At 60.9% G+C, this 19,931-nt stretch carries 11 protein-coding genes; 4 read left to right on the top strand and 7 right to left on the bottom strand.

Translation table 11 applies throughout. From position 1 onward, the window contains the following. Positions 1 to 55: 55 nt before the first annotated feature. The 4 genes from aroG to ACQ4W7_RS17045 all read right to left on the bottom strand — a co-directional run bounded on the left by aroG (position 56) and on the right by ACQ4W7_RS17045 (position 7,974). A complete protein-coding gene (gene aroG, locus ACQ4W7_RS17060; RefSeq protein WP_436532163.1) occupies positions 56 to 1,120 on the bottom strand; it encodes a 3-deoxy-7-phosphoheptulonate synthase AroG in 1,065 nt (354 codons plus the stop codon). 360 nt (positions 1,121 to 1,480) lie between these two features. Next, the gene (gene tldD, locus ACQ4W7_RS17055; protein ID WP_436531951.1) at positions 1,481 to 2,941 is read right to left on the bottom strand and encodes a metalloprotease TldD; all 1,461 of its coding nucleotides are present in this window, start codon (positions 2,939 to 2,941) and stop codon (positions 1,481 to 1,483) included. A gap of 19 nt (positions 2,942 to 2,960) precedes the next feature. Then, complete coding sequence (locus tag ACQ4W7_RS17050) at positions 2,961 to 3,758, bottom strand: carbon-nitrogen hydrolase family protein (protein WP_436531949.1); 798 nt, start codon at positions 3,756 to 3,758, stop codon at positions 2,961 to 2,963. 46 nt (positions 3,759 to 3,804) lie between these two features. After that, positions 3,805 to 7,974, bottom strand: coding sequence for a YhdP family protein (locus ACQ4W7_RS17045; RefSeq protein WP_436531947.1), 4,170 nt, complete (start codon positions 7,972 to 7,974; stop codon positions 3,805 to 3,807). Between the two features lie 261 nt (positions 7,975 to 8,235). Here ACQ4W7_RS17045 and glnE point away from each other — a divergent pair, with 261 nt between their 5' ends. The 3 genes from glnE to ACQ4W7_RS17030 all read left to right on the top strand — a co-directional run bounded on the left by glnE (position 8,236) and on the right by ACQ4W7_RS17030 (position 12,360). Continuing rightward, positions 8,236 to 10,992, top strand: a complete 2,757-nt coding sequence (glnE, locus tag ACQ4W7_RS17040) for a bifunctional [glutamate--ammonia ligase]-adenylyl-L-tyrosine phosphorylase/[glutamate--ammonia-ligase] adenylyltransferase (protein ID WP_436531945.1) — start codon at positions 8,236 to 8,238, stop codon at positions 10,990 to 10,992. Positions 10,993 to 11,091: 99 nt separating this feature from the next. Continuing rightward, the gene (locus tag ACQ4W7_RS17035; protein ID WP_426074302.1) at positions 11,092 to 11,568 is read left to right on the top strand and encodes a cache domain-containing protein; all 477 of its coding nucleotides are present in this window, start codon (positions 11,092 to 11,094) and stop codon (positions 11,566 to 11,568) included. Between the two features lie 27 nt (positions 11,569 to 11,595). Further along, positions 11,596 to 12,360 carry a YoaK family protein gene (locus ACQ4W7_RS17030; protein WP_426074301.1) on the top strand — a complete coding sequence of 255 codons (765 nt, stop codon included), beginning with the start codon at positions 11,596 to 11,598 and terminating at the stop codon, positions 12,358 to 12,360. A 54-nt stretch (positions 12,361 to 12,414) separates the two neighbouring features. Here the strand turns inward: ACQ4W7_RS17030 and gap are convergent, their stop codons facing one another. Then, positions 12,415 to 13,425: a type I glyceraldehyde-3-phosphate dehydrogenase gene (gene gap, locus ACQ4W7_RS17025; protein WP_426074300.1), complete on the bottom strand. Its 1,011-nt coding sequence runs from the start codon at positions 13,423 to 13,425 to the stop codon at positions 12,415 to 12,417. A gap of 76 nt (positions 13,426 to 13,501) precedes the next feature. Beyond that, positions 13,502 to 15,499: a transketolase gene (tkt, locus tag ACQ4W7_RS17020; RefSeq protein WP_436531942.1), complete on the bottom strand. Its 1,998-nt coding sequence runs from the start codon at positions 15,497 to 15,499 to the stop codon at positions 13,502 to 13,504. Positions 15,500 to 15,686: 187 nt separating this feature from the next. Between tkt and ACQ4W7_RS17015 the strand changes: the two genes are divergently transcribed. Further along, positions 15,687 to 16,424: a 16S rRNA (uracil(1498)-N(3))-methyltransferase gene (locus tag ACQ4W7_RS17015; protein WP_436531940.1), complete on the top strand. Its 738-nt coding sequence runs from the start codon at positions 15,687 to 15,689 to the stop codon at positions 16,422 to 16,424. A gap of 121 nt (positions 16,425 to 16,545) precedes the next feature. Here ACQ4W7_RS17015 and ACQ4W7_RS17010 read toward each other — a convergent pair whose 3' ends face one another. Beyond that, positions 16,546 to 19,212 (bottom strand): TonB-dependent receptor domain-containing protein, encoded by a 2,667-nt coding sequence (locus ACQ4W7_RS17010; RefSeq protein WP_436531938.1) that lies wholly within the window; start codon positions 19,210 to 19,212, stop codon positions 16,546 to 16,548. Positions 19,213 to 19,931: the final 719 nt, after the last annotated feature.

Raw genomic sequence — 19,931 nt, 5'->3', positions numbered from 1 at the left:
TGAAAAAGCCCGGAAAGCTTAGCTTTCCGGGCTTTTTTTCATGCTGCGCGCCACCTTATTCCGCGTCACCCTGCAGGCGGCGCAGCTTGACGGCCGCGGCCAGGTTTTCCAGCACGGCCACGCTGGCGCTCCAGTCGATGCAGCCATCCGTGACGGATTGGCCATAGATCAAGTCCTTGCCCGGGATCAAATCCTGGCGCCCCGCCACTAGGTGCGACTCCACCATCACGCCAACGATGCGGCCATCGCCGCCTGCCACCTGGCTGGCGATGTCGGCGCACACGGGGATCTGGTTTTCCGGTTTTTTCGAGCTGTTCGCATGCGAAGCGTCGATCATCAGGCGCGCCGCCAGGCCTTGCGCGGCGATGGCCTTGCAAGCGTCGTCCACGCTGGCCGCATCATAGTTCGGGGTTTTTCCGCCACGCAAGATGATATGGCAATCCTCATTGCCGTTGGTCGAGACGATGGCCGAGTGGCCGCCCTTCGTGACGGAGAGAAAATGGTGCGGCTGCGAGGCAGCCTTGATGGCTTCCACGGCGATTTTCACATTGCCGTCCGTGCCATTCTTGAAGCCGACCGGACAGGACAGTCCCGACGCCAGTTCGCGGTGCACCTGCGACTCCGTGGTACGCGCGCCGATGGCGCCCCAGCTGATCAGGTCGGCGATGTATTGCGGGCTGATGACGTCGAGGAATTCGGTGCCAGCCGGCAAGCCCAGCTCATTGATATTGCGCAACAGTTCGCGCGCCATGCGCAAGCCGTCATTGATGCGGAAGCTGTTGTCCATGTACGGGTCGTTGATCAGGCCCTTCCAGCCGACCGTGGTGCGCGGCTTCTCGAAGTAGACGCGCATGACGATTTCCAGTTCACCGGCAAAACGCGCGCGCTCCTTGACCAGCAGGCGCGCATATTCCATGGCCGCCTTGGTATCGTGGATGGAGCAAGGCCCGATCACCACCATCAGGCGGTCGTCCTGGCCGTGCAGGATACGGTGCAGGGCGATGCGGGCGCTGGCAGCGGTCTGTTCGGCTTGCTCCGAGCAGGCGAATTCGCGGATCAGGTGGGACGGCGGGGTCAATTCCTTCATTTCGCGAATTCGCAAATCATCGGTGCGGGGCATCATTTTCTCCAAAATTTAAGGAAGGGTAAAACATCTGGGTAAAAAAAAACCGCCATCAGTGGCGGTTTTTTAGAATTTGCTGGGATCTCGTTTTTTGCTGCTACGTGAACCGACCGCTACTCCACCGCCTTTGGGTTGGAATTGCTAAAGTAAAAATAAGCGGTAAAAAAGTGGCGAGCGAACATGTGAGTCATCCATAAGTGATGAACGACTATAAACCTAAATTGCAAGGGTTGGCAAGCCTATTTGTCGGCAAAGCCGCATGTCGCCGCCATTTTGCACTGCAAAATACGTAAAAAAGCATAAAAAGTTGCGCGCTGTCGATGCGCATCGGCTGGCTAGCAACGCCGTGGCCGGCAACTAAGCGGTGCCGCCGACGGTGATGCCGTCCAGGCGCAAGGTTGGCTGCCCTACGCCCACGGGCACGCTTTGCCCCTCCTTGCCGCACACGCCCACGCCCGAGTCCAGGCGCATGTCGTTGCCGATCATGGAAACGCGGTTGAGCACGTCCGGGCCGTTGCCGATCAGGGTCGCCCCTTTGACCGGGTAGCTGAGCTTGCCGTTTTCGATCATGTACGCTTCGCTGGCCGAGAAGACGAACTTGCCATTCGTAATATCGACCTGGCCGCCGCCGAAGTTGACGGCGTACAGACCGTTTTTGACGGAAGCAAGGATTTCGCCCGGGTCCCGGTCGCCGCCCAGCATATACGTGTTCGTCATGCGCGGCATGGGCAGGTGGGCGAACGATTCACGGCGCGCATTGCCCGTCACGGGCATCTTCATCAGGCGCGCATTCATGGTGTCCTGGATGTACCCCTTCAGGATGCCGTCCTCGATCAGGGTGGTGCACTGCGTCGGGTTGCCCTCGTCATCGATATTCAGGGAGCCGCGCCGGCCAGCCAGCGTGCCGTCATCGACCACCGTGACGCCCTTGGCAGCCACCCGTTCGCCGATGCGCCCGGAAAACGCGGACGAGCCCTTGCGGTTGAAATCGCCTTCCAGGCCATGGCCGATGGCCTCGTGCAACAGGATGCCGGGCCAGCCCGGTCCCAGCACGATGGTCATGGGACCGGCGGGCGCCGGGCGCGCTTCCAGGTTCACCAGGGCCGAATTGACGGCGTCTGCCGCGTATTGTTCCAGCACGGCATCACTGAAATAGTCATAGCTGAAACGCCCGCCGCCACCGGCCGAGCCCGTTTCGCGGCGGCCATGCTGTTCCGCGATCACGGTGAGCGAGACGCGCACCAGCGGGCGGATGTCGGCCGCCAGCACGCCGTCGCTGCGCAGCACCAGCACCACGTCGTACTCGCCGGCCAGGCCCGCCATCACTTGCACCACGCGAGGATCTTTCGCCCGCGCCATCTTTTCCACGCGCTCAAGCAGTTGCACCTTGGCCGTGGCGTCCAGCGAGGCGAGCGGGTCGTTGGGCAAGTACAGCGAGCGTCCACCCTGCGCCAGCATGTGGCCCGCGATCTTGATTTTACCGGTCCCCGCGCGCGCGATGGTGCGCGTGGCCGCTGCCGCTTCCAGCAGGGACCGTTCGGAAATCTCGTCGGAATATGCAAAGGCCGTCTTGTCACCGGACACGGCGCGCACGCCCACGCCCTGGTCGATGGAAAAGCTGCCCGTCTTGACGATGCCTTCTTCCAGGCTCCAGCCTTCGCTCTTGGTCGACTGGAAATACAGGTCGGCATAATCGACCTTGTGCGTAAACATCGTGCCCAAGGCTTTCAGCAGCTTGTCTTCGTCCAGGCCGAAGGGCGTGAGCAGAAGTTCGCGCGCCACGGCCAGGCTGGACAGATTGGGTTCAAATGGGATCATGGCTCTCTATTCTTTCAATTTACATGGTGCGGTGCGCAAGCGCTGGCAAGGACTCGCGCACGCCAGCCAAAAACACCAGGTCGATCTCGCCGCTCACCACGCCCTCGCCTTCGGGCAACACGGCTTTCACTTCGCCCCACGGGTCGATCAGCATGCTGTGGCCCCAGGTACGCCGGCCGTTCGGATGCAAGCCGCCCTGCGCCGAGGCCAGCACATAGCACTGGTTTTCGATGGCGCGCGCGCGTAGCAGCACTTCCCAGTGGGCGCTGCCCGTCGTATGGGTAAACGCAGCCGGCACGACGATCAGCGCGCAATCGCCCATGGCGCGGTACAGTTCGGGAAAGCGCAGGTCGTAGCAGATGGACAGGCCGACCCGGCCGAACGGCGTCTCGATCGCGCGCACTTGCGCACCGGGCACGATGGTGCGCGATTCGTTGTAGGACTCGGTGCCGCGCGTAAAGCCGAACAGGTGGATCTTGTCGTAGCGGCCGGCCGGCTCGCCTTGCGGGTCGTACACCAGCGTGGTATTGAGGACCTTGCCCTCCTCGCCGGAAATCAGGGGCAAGGTGCCGCCGATCAGCCAAATACCGTGCTGGCGCGCCATCTGCGCCATGCCATCCTGGATCGGTCCGCTGCCGGGCTGTTCCGCATGGGCCAGCTTGTCCGTTTCCTGCTTGCCCATGATGGCCCAGTATTCGGGCAGCACCACCAGCTGCGCGCCACCGGCGGCGGCCTGCGCCACCAAACGCCGCGCCGTGGCCAGGTTGTCTAGCACGGACGGCGAGGAAATCATTTGTATTGCTGCGACTGTATGCATCCTTCACCTAACCCTTCAAGCGCACTGCGAGCTTACTGTGCGGCATTTATTTAGCGACAGCATCCTGCGCCGCCGCTGCAGCGGCGGGAACGGCGACAGGCTCCAATTTACCACCATTGAGCTTGCTTACGACGGGCGATTTCCATGGGCCGGCGATCTGCATGTGGTAAGTGAGGGCCTTCATCACGGGAGCACGCAGGAACAATTGCGCCAGGAAACTGCCCAGGCCGATGACGGGATTGACGGCCAGCGCATACACGAGCGGCCCCGTGCCCAGGTTAAATTCCGGAATCACCACCACGTGCAAATTCGTCGTCTCATTGGCGATGTCGGCCGTGCCATCCATCAGTACGGTGGCCGCCACGCCGTGCATCTTGAGGTTGTCGGTGGTCACCACGCCGCGCTTGATGCTGGCGTTGGCCGTGATGCCGTCGAAGGCCAGGCCTTCGGAAAACACGTCGTGGAAATCGAGTTTCAGCAAGCGCGGCAAGGCTTGCAGGCTGAGCACGCCCAACAGCTTGGCCGCGCCCGGATCCTGCTTGAGGAACTGTCCCGCTTCCACGTTCATCTCGATCTGTCCCGACAGGGTGGGAATGTCGAGCGAATACGGCAAACCATTCCAGGCGATGTCGCCGCTCAGACGCCCCTTGCCACGACGCACCGTGTCGGCAAAGCCGAAGCGGTCGAGCAACTTTCCCGCATCGACGATATCGAGGCCAAAACGCAGGCTGGTCGTGCTTTGCCCATCCTTGATGACCCATTTTCCATTGCCGCTCAGCGCGCCATCAGGATTCGACAGTTGCAGCTTGCCCACGCGCCACTCGCGCCCGCCCGCCGCCATGGTGTTATAGGCCTGCAACTCCAGCCGGCCAATCTTCTTGTTGAACAGCTCAAATTGCTCGGCGATGATATCGAGCGAGGGAATCGACTGGGCGCCGTTTTTGCCTTCCAGCAAATTTTTCACATCGTTGGCGGCCGACTCCGGAATGATCAGCGACGACAGGCGCGCCGTCATCTTGCCCAGACCGGATGGCGTTTCCAGCCACGTCACATAGCCCGAAACTTGTTTCGCGTCAATATTGGCTTGCCACACATCCTTTTGATGCGTGGCGCCCACCACCACGTTTTCCAGCTTGCGCTCACCCAATATCAGTTCACTGGCGCGCGCCGCCATCATGTCCGGCACCACATAATGCGCGATATCGGGTGCATCGTCGGCGTTGCCGCCCGCATCGGCCGGGGCCGTGGCGCTGCCGGCGATCTCGCTGCCGGCGGCGATCCAGCTATCCACGTCCAGCGTTTTCATATTCACGTTGAGCATCATGCCGCTGTCCGGTTCCGGCGCCGGCACGTTCACGCCGATGCCGCCGCGCACCAGGCGCCAGGCGTCCTTGCCCTGCTTTTGGCGCTGGTAGCGGGCAGCGATACCAGAACCCAGCGCGATGCGGATATCGTCCGTGCGCAGGCCGGCGCCGTTCGCCGCGTTGCCCGTCAGGGTAAATTTTACGGGCAAGCTGTCGCCGGCCGGCTTTTTCAGGGGGGCGGGGAAATCCAGGCCCAGGCCCGTCAGCGGCGACTCGACATTGACCACCACCTGGTGGTCGCGCGCCGTGATCAGGCCGCTATAGCGCGCGCCGCCATTCAAATGTTTCGCCAGGCGCTGCATCACGGGCGCCGGATAGGTCTTGCGCAAGCCATCGATGGTCATGTTGCCGGCCAGTTTCACCTGAATGGAATTGTCCGCCTGCGTGCCGCCCGAGATGGCCAATGGCCCGCCCAGCAGGCTACCATTCAAGCCATTCAGATTGACGCCCTTCTCGTTGAACTCGATCTTGCCCTGCGTGCCCAGCACGGGCGGCATGTCGTGGAACAGCACCACGTCATTGCCCGCCAATTGCAAGCTGCCCTGCACGGTCGACTCCAGCATGCGCTCGATCGGCAGGTGCAGCTTCAATGCCAGCTTGGCGTTGCCCGTCGCCGTCGTTTCATCCGTGAAATGCTCGATCCAGCCCAGCACGGGGCTGGCCGTCACGTACTTGAGGAATTCCTGCATCGGGCCGGCCGCATTGCCTTCAATGTCGAGCAAGGTGTCGAATACGCTCAGGTCGGGAATCACGGCTTTGACATTCGTCAATGCCACGCCGCCCGTGGTGGCCGTGTCGCCGCGAATTTCCATGCGCGCCCGCTCGAAGACAAAACTGCCCTTGATTTTTTCCGCCAGCGGCCAGCGGGGCGCCTTGCCCGCCAGCGGGCCGTTTTCCGCAAATTCGCCGGGCGCGTAATTCAGGCTGCCATTCTCGATCTTGCCGGCCACGCGAAAGTCGCCGCGATTGCGCTGGGCGGGCGTATCGGCCTTGAAGGGGAAATGTTCGAGTTCGCCGCGCAGGCGCAGACTGACGTCGCGCGCCACGCCGCCTTCCAGCGCGCCCGTCAGCCAGTGACGCAGATGCTCGGGTGTTTGCAGCGGCAGATAGCGGCCGATGGTGTTGATCTGGAAATTGTCGATCGTGCCCGTCAAATCCACCTGGCCCAGGTTCTTGCCATCGAGCGGCAGGCGGTGCGTGCCTTGCAAGGCGACGCGCAAGCCTTGCTGATTGAAGTCGAGCTTGTCTAACCCGACTTGCAGCATATTGTCCGCTTCAAAGGTCCAGCGCGCCTGCATGGCGAATTGCTCGAACGGCAAGGCCGGTTCGCTCAAGTACGTGGGAAACTGCAGCACCAGGTCTTGCGCATCGATAGCGATGCTGCCGCCCTTGTCGTTGGCGTCGATGCTGCCGGTTAGGTGGTCGAAGCCGGGAATGGCCGGCGCAGCTGCCTGCGCGGCACTGGTCGCCGTCTTCGCCACGGCCAGGCGCGCCGGCTGCGCATTCAGGCCCAGATCGATGAGCTTGCCGCGCAGGCGGTAGCTGGCGGGCGTGGCCATGTCGCCTTCCCATTGCGCTGAAAAATCCTGCAAACGCCCGCGCGGCGCCAGGGCGTCGAGGCGCTGGCGCTGCTGCTCGCCCAGCGGCAACTTATCGGCCAGCGCGGCCAGGGTGTGCAAATCGAGGGACTTGGCCTTGATTTCCCTGCGCGCCGGCTTGCGCTTCGTGGCGGCAACAAAACGTTCGAACAAGGTCGTGGGCGGCAGGCTGAGGCCATCGCGTGTTTCCACCGCGAAATTCGTCAACTCCACCTGGTGTCCATTCGCGCCAAAGGTTGGCTTGCCGTCCGGCACCTGCGCCGACAGCTCTTCCTTTGCAGAAATACGTCCGCTGACCGACAGCAAGTCGAGCGGGGCGATATGCTCGCCCAGCTGCGCCTGCACCTCCGTCAAGCCCACATCGGCCGTGAAGCCGGCCAGGCGTGCATGATCCAGGCTTAACCAGGCGCGCAGGGCACCCTTGCCCTGGCTCAAGTCGAACGGATAATCGAGGTAGCGCCGCCAGGCGGCCAGGTCGGCGTTTTTCAAGTCCGCGTACAACTCGCCCTTCCACATCGACACGTCCGAGATGCGCTGGCTGAAAGGGGGGTGCGTGAAGTGAGCGCGCACATCGATGGGCGCGGCCAGGCTGGCGGGCGGCGTAGCCTGCAAACCCAGCCGGTGGCTGCGCCAGCGGTTGCGCAGCAGCAAGTTGACCTTTTCCAGTGCCAGCTCTTGTGTGCCGCGCGCTTCATCCGTCCAGCGCACCTTGCCATCACGAATGATGATCTCATGCTGCGACAGCAGCCAGTCGGCACCCTTGCCATCGCTGCCTTGCCTGCTGTCGATCAACACGCCGGCCACATACAGTTTGCCATCCTTGCTGCGCCGCACGTCCAGGTCGGGCCGCGTGATTTCCAGGGTGTCGAAGCGCACGGAACCGAGCACGCTCCACCACGACACGGTGGCCGAGACGCTCGGCAAGCTCAGCGCCTGGCGGCCCGCCTGGTCGCGCAGGCTCACGTCGCCCAGGAAGAGATTCGGCCGCACGCCATGCCACGAGGCATAAATGCGCGCGATACTGACAGGGTTGCCCAGCGCGCGGCTGGCCGCCCGCTCGATATCGCCCTTGTAGTAATCGATATTGGGCAAGATGGCGTAGCGCAGAAATAAGAACAGCACGGCGAAGGCGAAATACGCCAGCAGCACCAGTTTGATGGTAAAACCCAACATGTGATGGGTGGCCAGGTTGGCCATGCGATAGGCGGCACGCAGCCGCTGCCAGCGCAGGGCCAATGGCACATGTTCTGTCACGCTTGCTTCTGGCGGTTTTTGCATCAATAAGCTAATAAACTGGCCCGGCGTCAAATAATGGCAAAAATCGTCTGCATTCGTGGTGCGCGCCTGCATCCTTGCGCTTGCTTCTGAGCAAAGCCTCCCTTACCATCGTCCGGAAGAGCACACACTGCCGACGGCATTCGCGCCAGCGGCACAATTTTACCGCATCCCCCGCCGTTCACAGCCAAGTTAAACAAGAACCATGCAAGCAGCATCCACGAGAGCCTTACCGACACCATGAGCACACAGCCTTTGATCTCCGCCTCCCGTTTCTACCAGCGCTGGCTGGGTGCAGCCCCCGAGCGCACCGTACAGGTAGCGCAACTGGTGCGCGCGCAGCTCGACGGACTCGATTTTGCCGCCGCGCTGGCCAACCAAGCGAACGCCGCCACGCCGCCGCTGCCGCCCGAGCGGGCCATGCGCCGCCTGCGCAACCTGCTCGTCTGCGGCCTGATCGAGCGCGATCTTGGCGGCCAGGCCGACTTGAACGAAGTCGTCACGGCCATGACGGGCTTTGCCGATTTCGCCATCCGCACGCATGTGGACGCCATCATGGCCGAGATGGTGGTACTGCATGGCATGCCTGTCGGCGAGGAGTCGGGCCAGGAACAGGCCTTGATGGTGCTGGCGATGGGCAAGCAGGGCGGCGGCGAGCTGAACGTCTCGTCGGATATCGACCTGATCTTTGTTTACCCGGAAGATGGCGACACGCAAGTCACCCTGCCGGGCCAGCGCAGCCTGTCCAATCACGAGTTTTTCATTCGCATGGGCAAGAAACTAATCGCCGCCCTGGCCGAGATCACGCAAGACGGTTTTACTTTCCGCGTGGACATGGCCTTGCGCCCGAACGGCAACTCGGGTCCGCTGGCCGCCAGCCTGGGCATGGTGGAGCAATACCTGATCGTGCAGGGCCGCGAATGGGAGCGTTATGCCTGGGTCAAGGCGCGCGCCGTGACGGGCAAGCCGGAAGACATCGCCTCGCTCGACGCCATCGTGCGCCCGTTTGTCTTCCGCCGCTACCTCGATTTCGGCGTCATCGATGCCATCCGCACCATGCACGGCCAGATCCGCGCCGAGGTCAACCGCCAAGAACGGCTGCACCCCGACCGCAGCAACAACGTCAAGCTGGGCCGGGGCGGCATCCGCGAAATCGAATTCTTGGCGCAAGTGTTTCAATTGATACGCGGCGGGCGCGACGCCGAGCTGCGCGAGCGTTCCACGCGTGCCACCCTGCGCACGGTGGCAGACAAGCGGTTATTGGAACCGGCCATCGTGGAACAATTACTTGCTTCCTACACTTTCCTGCGCAACCTGGAACACCGGCTGCAATACCTGGACGATGCGCAAACCCACACCCTGCCCGCCAACGAGGCAGACCGCCTGACCGTGGCGCAGATGATGGGCTTGCCCGACACGCCCACCCTGCTGGTCCAGCTGGACGCGCACCGTGTGTTTGTCGCAGGACAATTTGACGAGATGTTCAGCGACAAGAGCAGCGGCACGCCACCGGCCGACACGGGCATCGACCCGCAAACGTCGAACGACTGCGCCGCCTCGGACCAGCAGGAAGCCATCGAGGCGCGCTTTGCCGCCCTGGGTTTCCATGAACCTGCCGCCTGCGCACGGCGCCTACTGGCCACCTGGCAGGCGCCGCGCCTGCAATCCTTGCCCGAGGCGAGCCGCACGCGCCTCGTCGCCCTCGTCAATTCCGCCCTGCCCCTGATCACCGATTGCTCCGTTTCCAACGGTAACGCCAGCCAGTTGGCCACCCTGGGCCGCCTGCTCGATTTCCTGGAAGCGATTGCGCGCCGCTCGGCCTATTTGTCGCTGCTGACGGAATACCCGCACACGCTCGAGCGCGTCGTGCGCATGGTGTGTGCCAGCGGCTGGGCCGCTACTTTCCTCACGCAACACCCGATCCTGCTCGACGAACTATTGGATGAGCGCATCCGCAACACGGTGCCCGATCCGGCCGCGCTGGCGCTGGACCTGCAGCGCCAGCTCGACGACGCGCCCGGCGACACGGAGCGACAGATGGATATCCTGCGCGAAACACACCACGCACAGCTGTTCCAGTGTCTGGCACAAGACCTGGCAGGCGACCTGAGCGTGGAAAAACTGGCCGATTACCTGTCGCAGCTGGCCGACATCATCGTTGCCGCCACCGTGCAAGCCGTCTGGCAAACCTTGCCGGCGCGCCACCGCGAAGTGCCGAAATTCGCCGTCATCGCGTACGGCAAGCTGGGCGGCAAGGAACTGGGTTATGTCTCCGACCTGGACGTCATCTTCCTGTTCGATGACGACGACCAGGACGCTCCCGGCCTGTACGCCAAGCTGGCGCAGCGCTTCATTACCTGGATGACCTCGCACACTTCGGCCGGCATCCTGTTCGATATCGACATCGCCCTGCGCCCCGACGGCGCCTCGGGCATGCTGGTCTCCAGCGTGCAGGCGTTCGAGCGCTACCAGAGCAGCGCGGCCTGGGTGTGGGAACACCAGGCGCTCACGCGCGCGCGCTTTTGTGCCGGCGACGTCGCCATCGGCAAGCATTTTGAGCGCATCCGCGACACGATCTTGCGCAAGGAACGGCCGGAAAACGGTCCGCTCAAGGGCGAAGTGGTGGCCATGCGCAAGAAGATGCTCGATGCGCATCCGCCCCGCCCCGGCAGCTTTGATTTGAAACAAGATCCGGGCGGCATGATCGACATCGAATTCATGGTGCAATACCTGGTGCTGCAGCATGCTGCGCAGTATCCGCAGCTGACGGCCAACTCGGGCAATATCGCCCTGCTGCGCCTGTGCGGCGAACTGGGGCTGATCGACGCGCAGTTGGCCGGCCTGGTCGCCGACGCCTACCGCGCGCTGCGCAAGCTCCAGCACCAGTTGCGCCTGCAGGGGCAAGACCTGGCCCGCGTGGAACCGGAACGGGTGCGCGTGCATGCGCAGAATGTGATGCGCCTGTGGCACACGATCTTTCCCGCAACGATTGCATAAGCCCGGCGGCGGCGTATGATACGTACAGGCAATTCCACTTCCCAGTAGTGCCGTACAACAGGCCGCGCCGGGATTGCCTATCATCCCAGGAGACAGCGTATGAAGACTAGTGTAAAAACGGGCATCAATGCCCTTGTTGCCAGTTTCATCATCTGCGCCATGCCGGCAGCGGCATGGGCCGCCCCCAAAGGCAGCGCAGACGAAGCCATCGCCATGACCAAGCGCGCCGTGGCCATGATCAAGGCCGATGGCAAGGAAAAGGCCTTTGCCGCCATTGCCGATGCCGCCAACACCAGCTTCCATGACCGCGACCTGTACATTTATGTGTACGACATGAATGGCGTCACCCTGGCGCACGGCAACAATCCCAAGATGGTCGGCAAGAACTTGATAGACCTGAAGGACAATGAAGGCAAGGCCATCGTCAAGTCGCTGATCGCCACAGCCAGCACGCCAGCCGGACGGGGCTGGGTAGACTTCAAGTGGCCGAATCCGCTGACCAAGGTGGTCGAGCAAAAGTCCGGCTACATCGAACGGGTCGACAATATGATCGTCGGTTCCGGCATCTATAAATAAACCACGGCAAGAGGAAACCGCAGCCGCATGCCGCTCCATTACCTGTCCCGCCTGAGCGGATCGGCACGCGATACACAAGCCAACCTGCAGTTGGGCTGTGTGCTGGCGCTGGTGGCAGGCGCCGTGAATGCAGGCGGTTTTCTCGCCATCGGCGGCTATACCTCGCACATGACGGGTATCGTTTCGGGCATGGCGGACGACTTGGCGCTGGGCAATATCACGCTGGCCCTGGCCGCGCTGGGCGCGTGGCTGGCCTTTGTCAGCGGCGCGGCCGTGACCGCCATTATGGTGAACTGGGGCAAGCGGCGCCGGCTGCACAGTCAGTTTGCCGCCAGCCTGCTGCTGGAAGCGGCCCTGTTATTGCTGTTCGGCCTGACGGGCAACTACCTGGCGGCCATGCCCGACGTGCTGGGCCCCGTCACCATCTTGCTGCTGTGCTTTGTCATGGGCTTGCAGAACGCCATCATCACCAAGATCTCGGGCGCCGTCATCCGCACCACGCACGTGACGGGCCTGTCCACCGATATCGGCATCGAACTGGGCAAAATGGCGTATTACAACCGGCGCCACCTGCCGGACCGGATGGTCAAGGTCAACCGCGGCAAGCTGAGAACGCACAGCCTACTGATCAGCTGCTTCTTCATCGGCGGCGTCAGCGGCGCCCTGGCTTTCAAGCACATCGGCTTTCCGGCCGCCACCATCATCCTGGCCGGCGTGCTGACCCTGCTGTCCGGCGTGCCCGTGCTGCGCGACTTGCGCGTGCTGTGGCGCTTTTACCGGCGCCGTTTTTAATCATACGGACGAAAAAAACGCCCCGAAGGGCGCTCTTTCTTATGCGGTCAACAATTACTTGGCACCCATCAGTGCGACAGTAGTGTCGAGCATGCGGTTCGAGAAACCCCACTCATTGTCGTACCACGACGATACTTTCACCAAACGGCCCGATACCTTGGTCAGGGTGGAATCGAAGTTCGACGAAGCCGGGTTATGGTTGAAGTCGATCGACACCAGCGGTTCGGTCTGGTACGTCAGAATGCCTTCCAGGGCGCCTTCCGATGCGGCTTTCATCAGCGCGTTGACTTCTTCCACGGTGGTGTCGCGCTTGGCGATGAAGGTCAGGTCGACCAGCGACACGTTGATGGTCGGCACGCGGATGGCGAAGCCGTCCAGTTTGCCATTCAGCTCAGGCAGGACCAGGCCAACGGCGGCAGCAGCGCCCGTCTTGGTCGGGATCATGCTCATGGTGGCCGAACGGGCGCGGCGCAGGTCTTCATGCATCACGTCGGACAGCACCTGGTCATTGGTGTAGGCGTGCACGGTGGTCATCAGGCCCGTTTCGATGCCGATGGCGTCGTTGAGTGGCTTGACCAGCGGTGCCAGGCAGTTGGTGGTGCACGATGCGTTCGAGATGACGGTATCGGTCGATTTCAATACCGAGTGGTTCACGCCGAACACGACGGTCGCATCGACGTCCTTGCCACCTGGTGCCGAGATGATGACTTTTTTCGCGCCACCCTTCAAGTGAGCCGAAGCTTTCTCTTTGGTGGTGAAGAAGCCCGTGCATTCCAGTACGACGTCCACGCCCAGCTCGCCCCATGGGATTTCAGCCGGGTTGCGCTGTGCAAACACGCGGATCGGATCGCCATTGACGATCATGTTGTCGCCTTCGACGGTCACCGTGCCCGGGAACTTGCCGTGCGCGGTGTCGTAGCGGGTCAGGTGGGCGTTCGATTTGGCATCGCCCAGGTCGTTGATGGCAACGATCTGGATATCCTGTTTTTTGCCGCCTTCGTAGAAAGCGCGCAACACATTACGGCCGATGCGGCCGTAGCCATTGATTGCAACTTTGATCGTCATACTCTGCTCCTGATTAAAAAAGAAGGTACATGCACAGCCCAGGCGAACACATCGTCAGGGCTGTTAAAAATCAATATTAGCCGGCGATGACAGCCTTGACCTTGGCCACGACGTTCTCGACCGTGAAGCCGAAGTGCTTGAACAGCACGCCGGCAGGCGCCGATTCGCCGAACGTGTCGATACCGACCACGGCGCCTTCCAGGCCCACGTATTTGTACCAAAAGCTGGTCACGCCCGCTTCGATGGCCACGCGCGGCACGCCTTTTGTCAGCACGCTGGCCTTGTAGGCGGCGTCCTGGCGGTCATACACGTCGGTCGATGGCATCGACACCACGCGCACATTAATGCCTTCCGCGGCCAGCGCGCTGGCGGCGGCCACGGCCAGTTCCACTTCGGAACCGGTGGCGATCAGGATCGCCTTGGCGTCGGCCACGTCGTTCAGCACATAGCCGCCACGGTAGATGTTCTCGATCTGTTCGGCGCTACGTTCCTGATATGGCAAGTTCTGGCGCGAGAAGATCAGGGTCGACGGACCATCCTTGCGGCGCACGGCGGCGCCCCAGGCAGCGGCCGACTCGACGGTGTCGCATGGACGCCAGTTGTCCAGGTTCGGGATCAAACGCATCGACGAGACGTGCTCGACCGATTGGTGCGTCGGGCCGTCTTCACCCAGGCCAATCGAATCGTGGGTAAACACGAAGATCGAACGCAGCTTCATCAGGGCAGCCATGCGCAGCGCATTGCGGCTGTAGTCGGAGAACGTGAGGAACGTGGCGCCGAACGGGATGTAGCCGCCGTGCAGGGTGATCCCGTTCATGATGGCGCTCATGCCGAATTCGCGCACGCCGTAGTTGATATGGTTGCCAGGCTGGCCAGAACGCACGGCCACGCACTCTTTCCAGTTGGTCAGGTTCGAACCGGTCAGGTCGGCCGAGCCACCGAGGAATTCAGGCAAGGACGAGGCCAGTGCCTGGATGGCGTTCTGGCTAGCCTTGCGGGTGGCGATGTTTTCTTTCTTTTCCACACAGGAAGCGATGGCGGCGCTCAGGGCCGCTTCGAATGCCTGTGGCAACTCGCCCTGCATGCGGCGGGTCAGTTCTGCGGCTTGCTGCGGGAATTCGCGGCTGTAGGCGGCAAATCGCTCATTCCAGTCCGCTTCCACCAGAGCGCCCTGTTTCTTGGCATCCCAGGCAGCATACACGTCGGCCGGCATTTCGAACGGTGCCGCATCCCAGCCGATGTATTCGCGCACGGCGGCGATTTCCTTGTCGCCCAGCGCGGCGCCGTGGACCTTGTCGCCGCCTTGCAGGTTAGGCGAACCCTTGCCGATGATGGTCTTGCAGCAGATCAAGGTTGGCTTCGATGCGGTCTTGGCGGCGGCGATGGCGGCAGCCACGGCGGCAACGTCATGGCCGTCGACGGCGCGGATGACGTTCCAGCCGTACGCTTCGAAGCGCGCCGGGGTGTCGTCCGTGAACCAGCCTTCGACTTTACCGTCGATGGAAATGCCATTGTCATCGTACAGGGCGATCAGTTTATTCAAGCCCAGGGTGCCGGCCAGCGCGCACACTTCGTGCGAAATACCTTCCATCAAGCAACCGTCGCCCAGGAAAGCATAGGTGTAGTGGTCGACGATGTCGTAACCTGGCTTGTTGAATTCAGCGGCCAGCAATTGCTCCGACAGGGCCATGCCGACGGCGTTGGCGATACCCTGGCCCAGCGGGCCGGTGGTCGTTTCCACGCCGGGAGTGACATCGACTTCCGGGTGGCCCGGGGTTTTCGAATGCATCTGGCGGAAGGCCTTGATGTCATCCATCGACAGGTCGTAGCCCGTCAGGTGCAGCAGCGCGTAGTGCAACATCGAGCCGTGGCCGTTCGACAACAGGAAACGATCGCGGTTCTGCCATTTTGGATTCGCTGGATTGTGGCGATAGTGACCACTCCACAGGGCAACTGCGATCTCGGCCATGCCCATCGGCATGCCTGGATGGCCGGAATTGGCCTTTTGTACAGCGTCCATTGCCAGTGCGCGGATCGCATTGGCCATTTTGGTAGTCGGGAGCGTAGTTGTCATGATGGTGTGGGTCAGTCGCGAGTTTGGGATTCGTTTGCAACAGCGCGGACAGGGAAGCCGGCTGCTTTCTGTAGTCAACTATTTTACCAGACTGGGGGGCTGCAAATTAGAATTGCGGCGTACTGGCCCGCCAAATGGCTATACTTTGACGTCTTTCCACCCCACTTACCCCCCGTTGAGGATTTGCATGCCGCGTTTTTTCTGCCCCCAGCCGCTCGTCGCCGGCGCCACCATCTCCCTGCCGGAGACTGTCGCCCACCATATCCAGGTCGTGCGCCTGGCGCCGGGCGACGTCATCACCCTATTCAATGGCGAAGGCGGCGAAGTGCAGGCCAGCCTGGTGGCGGTCGCCAAGCGCAGCGTGACGGCTGAAATACAGGCGCACGTGGCGCGCGAAGCGGAACTGCCGTATGCCGTGACCCTGGCGCAAGCGCTGCCGGAAGCGTCCAAAATGGACTGGATCATCGAAAAAGCCATCGAACTTGGTGCAGCCGGCATCGTGCCGCTGGCGGCGCAGCGCTGCGTGGTGCGCTTGTCCAGCGAGCGGGCCGAGAAAAAACTTGCGCATTGGCAAGGCATCATCGTGTCCGCCTCGGAACAATGCGGGCGCAACCGCCTGGCCCAGCTGGCGCCATTGCAAGACTTCAATCGCTGGAGCAGCCAGCAAGATTTTCCGAATGACAACAATAAGCGCATCATTTTGACACCACGCGCGGAACAGTCGCTGGCCGACTGGGCCCGCCACCAGCCGCCGCAAGCGATCACCGTGATGGTGGGGCCGGAAGGCGGGTTTTCGGAAGCGGAAGAAAAAGCCGCCCTGGCCGCCGGCGCCATCGGGCTGTCGATGGGGCCGCGCATTCTGCGCACGGAAACGGCGGGATTGACGGCGCTGGCGACGCTGGCGGCATTGTGGGGCGGGATGTAATACGCAAAAAGCAACAAAAAAGCGCAGGGCGGTTACCCGCCCTGCGCCAGAGGTGCCGCATACCAGGTAGGCGGAACCAGATCATCAGGCAGCCCATTCTCGCGCTGCCCTTCTTTTCTTATTAGAACGTGTATTCGGCACCCAGTTTCAGGGTACGTGGACGCAGCACATAACCGTCACGCACGTTGATTGGACGCTGCTGATCGAAGACGTTGTTGATATTTGCCAGCAAACGCAGGTTTTTGAAGCCCGTGTATGCAAAGTTCAGATCGGTACGCACGTCGCTACCCACGCGGCATGGCATCTCGTCGGTCTTCAACGCAGCACGGCAACCAGCATCGCCCCAGCGGCCTTCATCCGTCTCGTCGTTGTTCAATGTCGTTCCCGACTTGTAGTTGACGCGCACGCCAGCCGTGACAGGGCCTTTGCGCCATGCTGTACTAAATACCGACACGACACGCGGGTTGCCACGCAAGCCGACGGTGTTTGGACGGTATTGGTTGGCATCGATGTCCCAGTAGCGCAGCTTCAGGGCTACGGTGGTCGCCAGGCCCATCGTCACGCTACCATACTCGCCAGCGGAGAAGCGGCCGTTCACGTCGATATCCACACCTTGGGTATCGGTCTTGCCGAAGTTTTCATAGCCCAGGAACAGCGATTGAATGCTGCCAGCACCCCAGGCGAGGTTCGCGCCTGGCGACAGTTCGTTGGCACGCGCTGCCAGACGACGATCGGTGTCGCTGATCGGATTGCGCGCCAGTTTCTCAGCATAGCCAGCAACATCTTCACGGGCCAGCACATACGGTACGTCGCGCGTGGCGATCTCGTCCCGGCGTTCGATCTTGAAGTAATCGACTGCGACGCTGATGTTCTTGATCGGTTCTGCCACGAAGCCCAGCGTCAGGCTGCGCGAGGTTTCCGGTTTCAAGGTCGAGCTCGACGAAATCATGACCGGAACCGATGTCAGGCATCCCGAGTTGTAGGCGGTAGACGAATCGGAAACGTCGTTGGCATTACCTCTTTTCAGGATATCGCGCATCGCGGTGGCAGTATCGCAACGTTTTGGATCAAGTATGCTGTTGTAAAAACCGGTCACGCCCACTTTACCCAGTGTTTCCGGGATATTCGGAGCGCGGAATCCACCGGCTATCGTGCCGCGCAACATCAGCTTCGGCGTTACCGTCCAGCGCGCAGCAAGTTTAGGCGACACGTGGGCCGAGAAACCTGGCGCCTTGTCCAGACGCAGCGCGCCGTTCAATTCCAGGCCTTTCAACACGGGCGCGTTCAGCTCCAGGTATGCCGCGCTCAGGTTGCGCTGACCATCGATCCACAGGGAACCTGTATTGATGATCTCGGCATTCATCACAGCGTCGACCGACTTGATGTACATCTTTTCTTGACGCAACTCAGCGCCAAAAGCAAACGCCAATGGACCGCCAGGCAAGGCCATCAGGTCGCCGCTCAACTTGGCGTCGATGAAGTTGGTCGACAGGTGGGAATCGGTACCAGCGACTGGGAACATGCGGTTCAGCAGCTCATCGCTGTTGCCGCCACCTAACTTGTACTCGCCGCTGACAATCGCGGCAGGCAGGCGGTCACGGTGGGCGCCACGGTTGCGCAAGGTGCCCTCACCGCCGGTACGCCCGATGGTAGCCTCCCAGTCATAGGCGCCGATCGTGCCTTCCAGGCCAGCCATGACACGGTACTGCGTCGCTTTTGCTGGGGAAGTCCAATCCATGTTGGCGTCCATGAAACGATAGTCGAGGCCAACCGGGAAGTTATACGGATTGTAGGCGGAATTAGCCGGCAATTTAGGTTTCTGCACGGTTTGCGATTTCTTCACATTACCGTCGAACCAGGTCCATGGCGAACCGGCAGCCATACCGAATGGCAGTGGCGAGTAATTGGTGCGGGTTTCCGAATACGACACTTCAGCGAAACCGCGCGTGGTGTCGCTGAGCTTGAAGTGCAATGCGCTGTACAGATTGACGCGTTCGGCGCCATCCGACACCGGGTTAATGCCGTTCAAATCGCTGACGCACAGGCCGGCAGCATTGAAAGTGCCACAGCCTTTGACTGCTTGACGCACCTTGCGGCCGCTTTCGTTAAGGTTACCCGGGAACGAGGTCAGGCTAGGATCGCCGAAGGCGGTGGAAACATATTTTTTGTGCCACTCAGGATACTCGCGCAGCACCTTGCTAAGCTTGTAGCCTTCACGCTTATAGCCTTCGACGTTGAAGAAAACGTTGTAGTTGTCTTTTTCCAGATCGCCATAGCCGGCCAACAGGCCAACCGTCGTTTGCTTGCCGATATTCGGGTCTATGCCCTGCTGATAGTTGGCGCTGGTGCTGACGCCCTGGAAGCTCTTGCGGGTGATGATGTTGATCACGCCAGCCAGGGCATCGGAACCGTAGATCGCGGAAGCGCCGTCCTTGAGTACCTCGACGCGGTCGATCACGTCGGCCGGAATGGAATCGAGGTTGACAAAGGTATCTTTGGCTCCATTGGCGAACGGATAATTGGAAACGCGGCGGCCATTGACCAGCACCAGGGTGGCGCCGGTGCCCAGGCCACGCATCGATGCGCCGGACGCACCGCGCGCAAAGCTGGTGGAGTTGCCGTCATCCTTGATCGCCCCCGTGTCGAACGAGGTCAGCGTATCGAGAATCTGGCGCACGGTATTGGCGCCAGTCGCCTTGATTTCATCACGGCGCATTATGGTCACCGGCGAGGCGGTTTCGCTATCCATGCGCTTGATGTTCGAACCAGTCACTTCAACACGTTGCATGACCGGCTCTGCGGTACCTGCGGTGTTTTGTGCGTGGGCGGAGGCAGCAATGGCGCTTAAAGCAAAAAACACCGCCTTACTGATAGGGCTTAATTTTGGTTTACTCAGCATCATGTATTAGCAATCTCAACTTGTAATTTTTAATGAACACCAAGCAACTGGATCACAGTGGCTCATGTGGCACTTTTATGTATCAAAATTTTGACACAAGTAAGTATCTGTAACAGGAAAAATATTGTCAATTAACATGGTCGAATCTTGAAGGGATTGAAGAAAAAACTGTCAAATACTCTTTTTCTGTTGTTTTTTTACATTGAAATTGAGCAATGTTTTTATTTTATTCAACTATTTGTCTTGCTCCGGGTCGCAACACTGGCATGCGCGGCACCGCCATCCCGACCGTTTTCCAGCATGGCGGCTACGGCTATCTCTCCCATGAAAACGTCATAAAAACCGCTTGTCCTGGGTAACGCCTTACGCATCAAAATTTTCCAACCAAGACTAACAAAAGACAAACAAATTGATAAAGTCAATATTTTTGTTGGATAACACTGCAACTATCGAAATGGAATACTGTACTCACCCGTTTCGCCGTCAAATATCAATGAGGTACCCTGACTTTTTCGGACACTCTTGTTTGGCAAACTTCACCAACTGGAGAACATATGAAACGCTCAACAACATACACGCCAGAGCTTCGAGAAGAAGCAGTAAAGCTG

The sequence above is a fragment of the Janthinobacterium algoris genome, from assembly GCF_051380935.1.
GTDB lineage: Bacteria > Pseudomonadota > Gammaproteobacteria > Burkholderiales > Burkholderiaceae_D > Janthinobacterium.
This window is presented reverse-complemented; position numbering and strand designations above follow the sequence as displayed.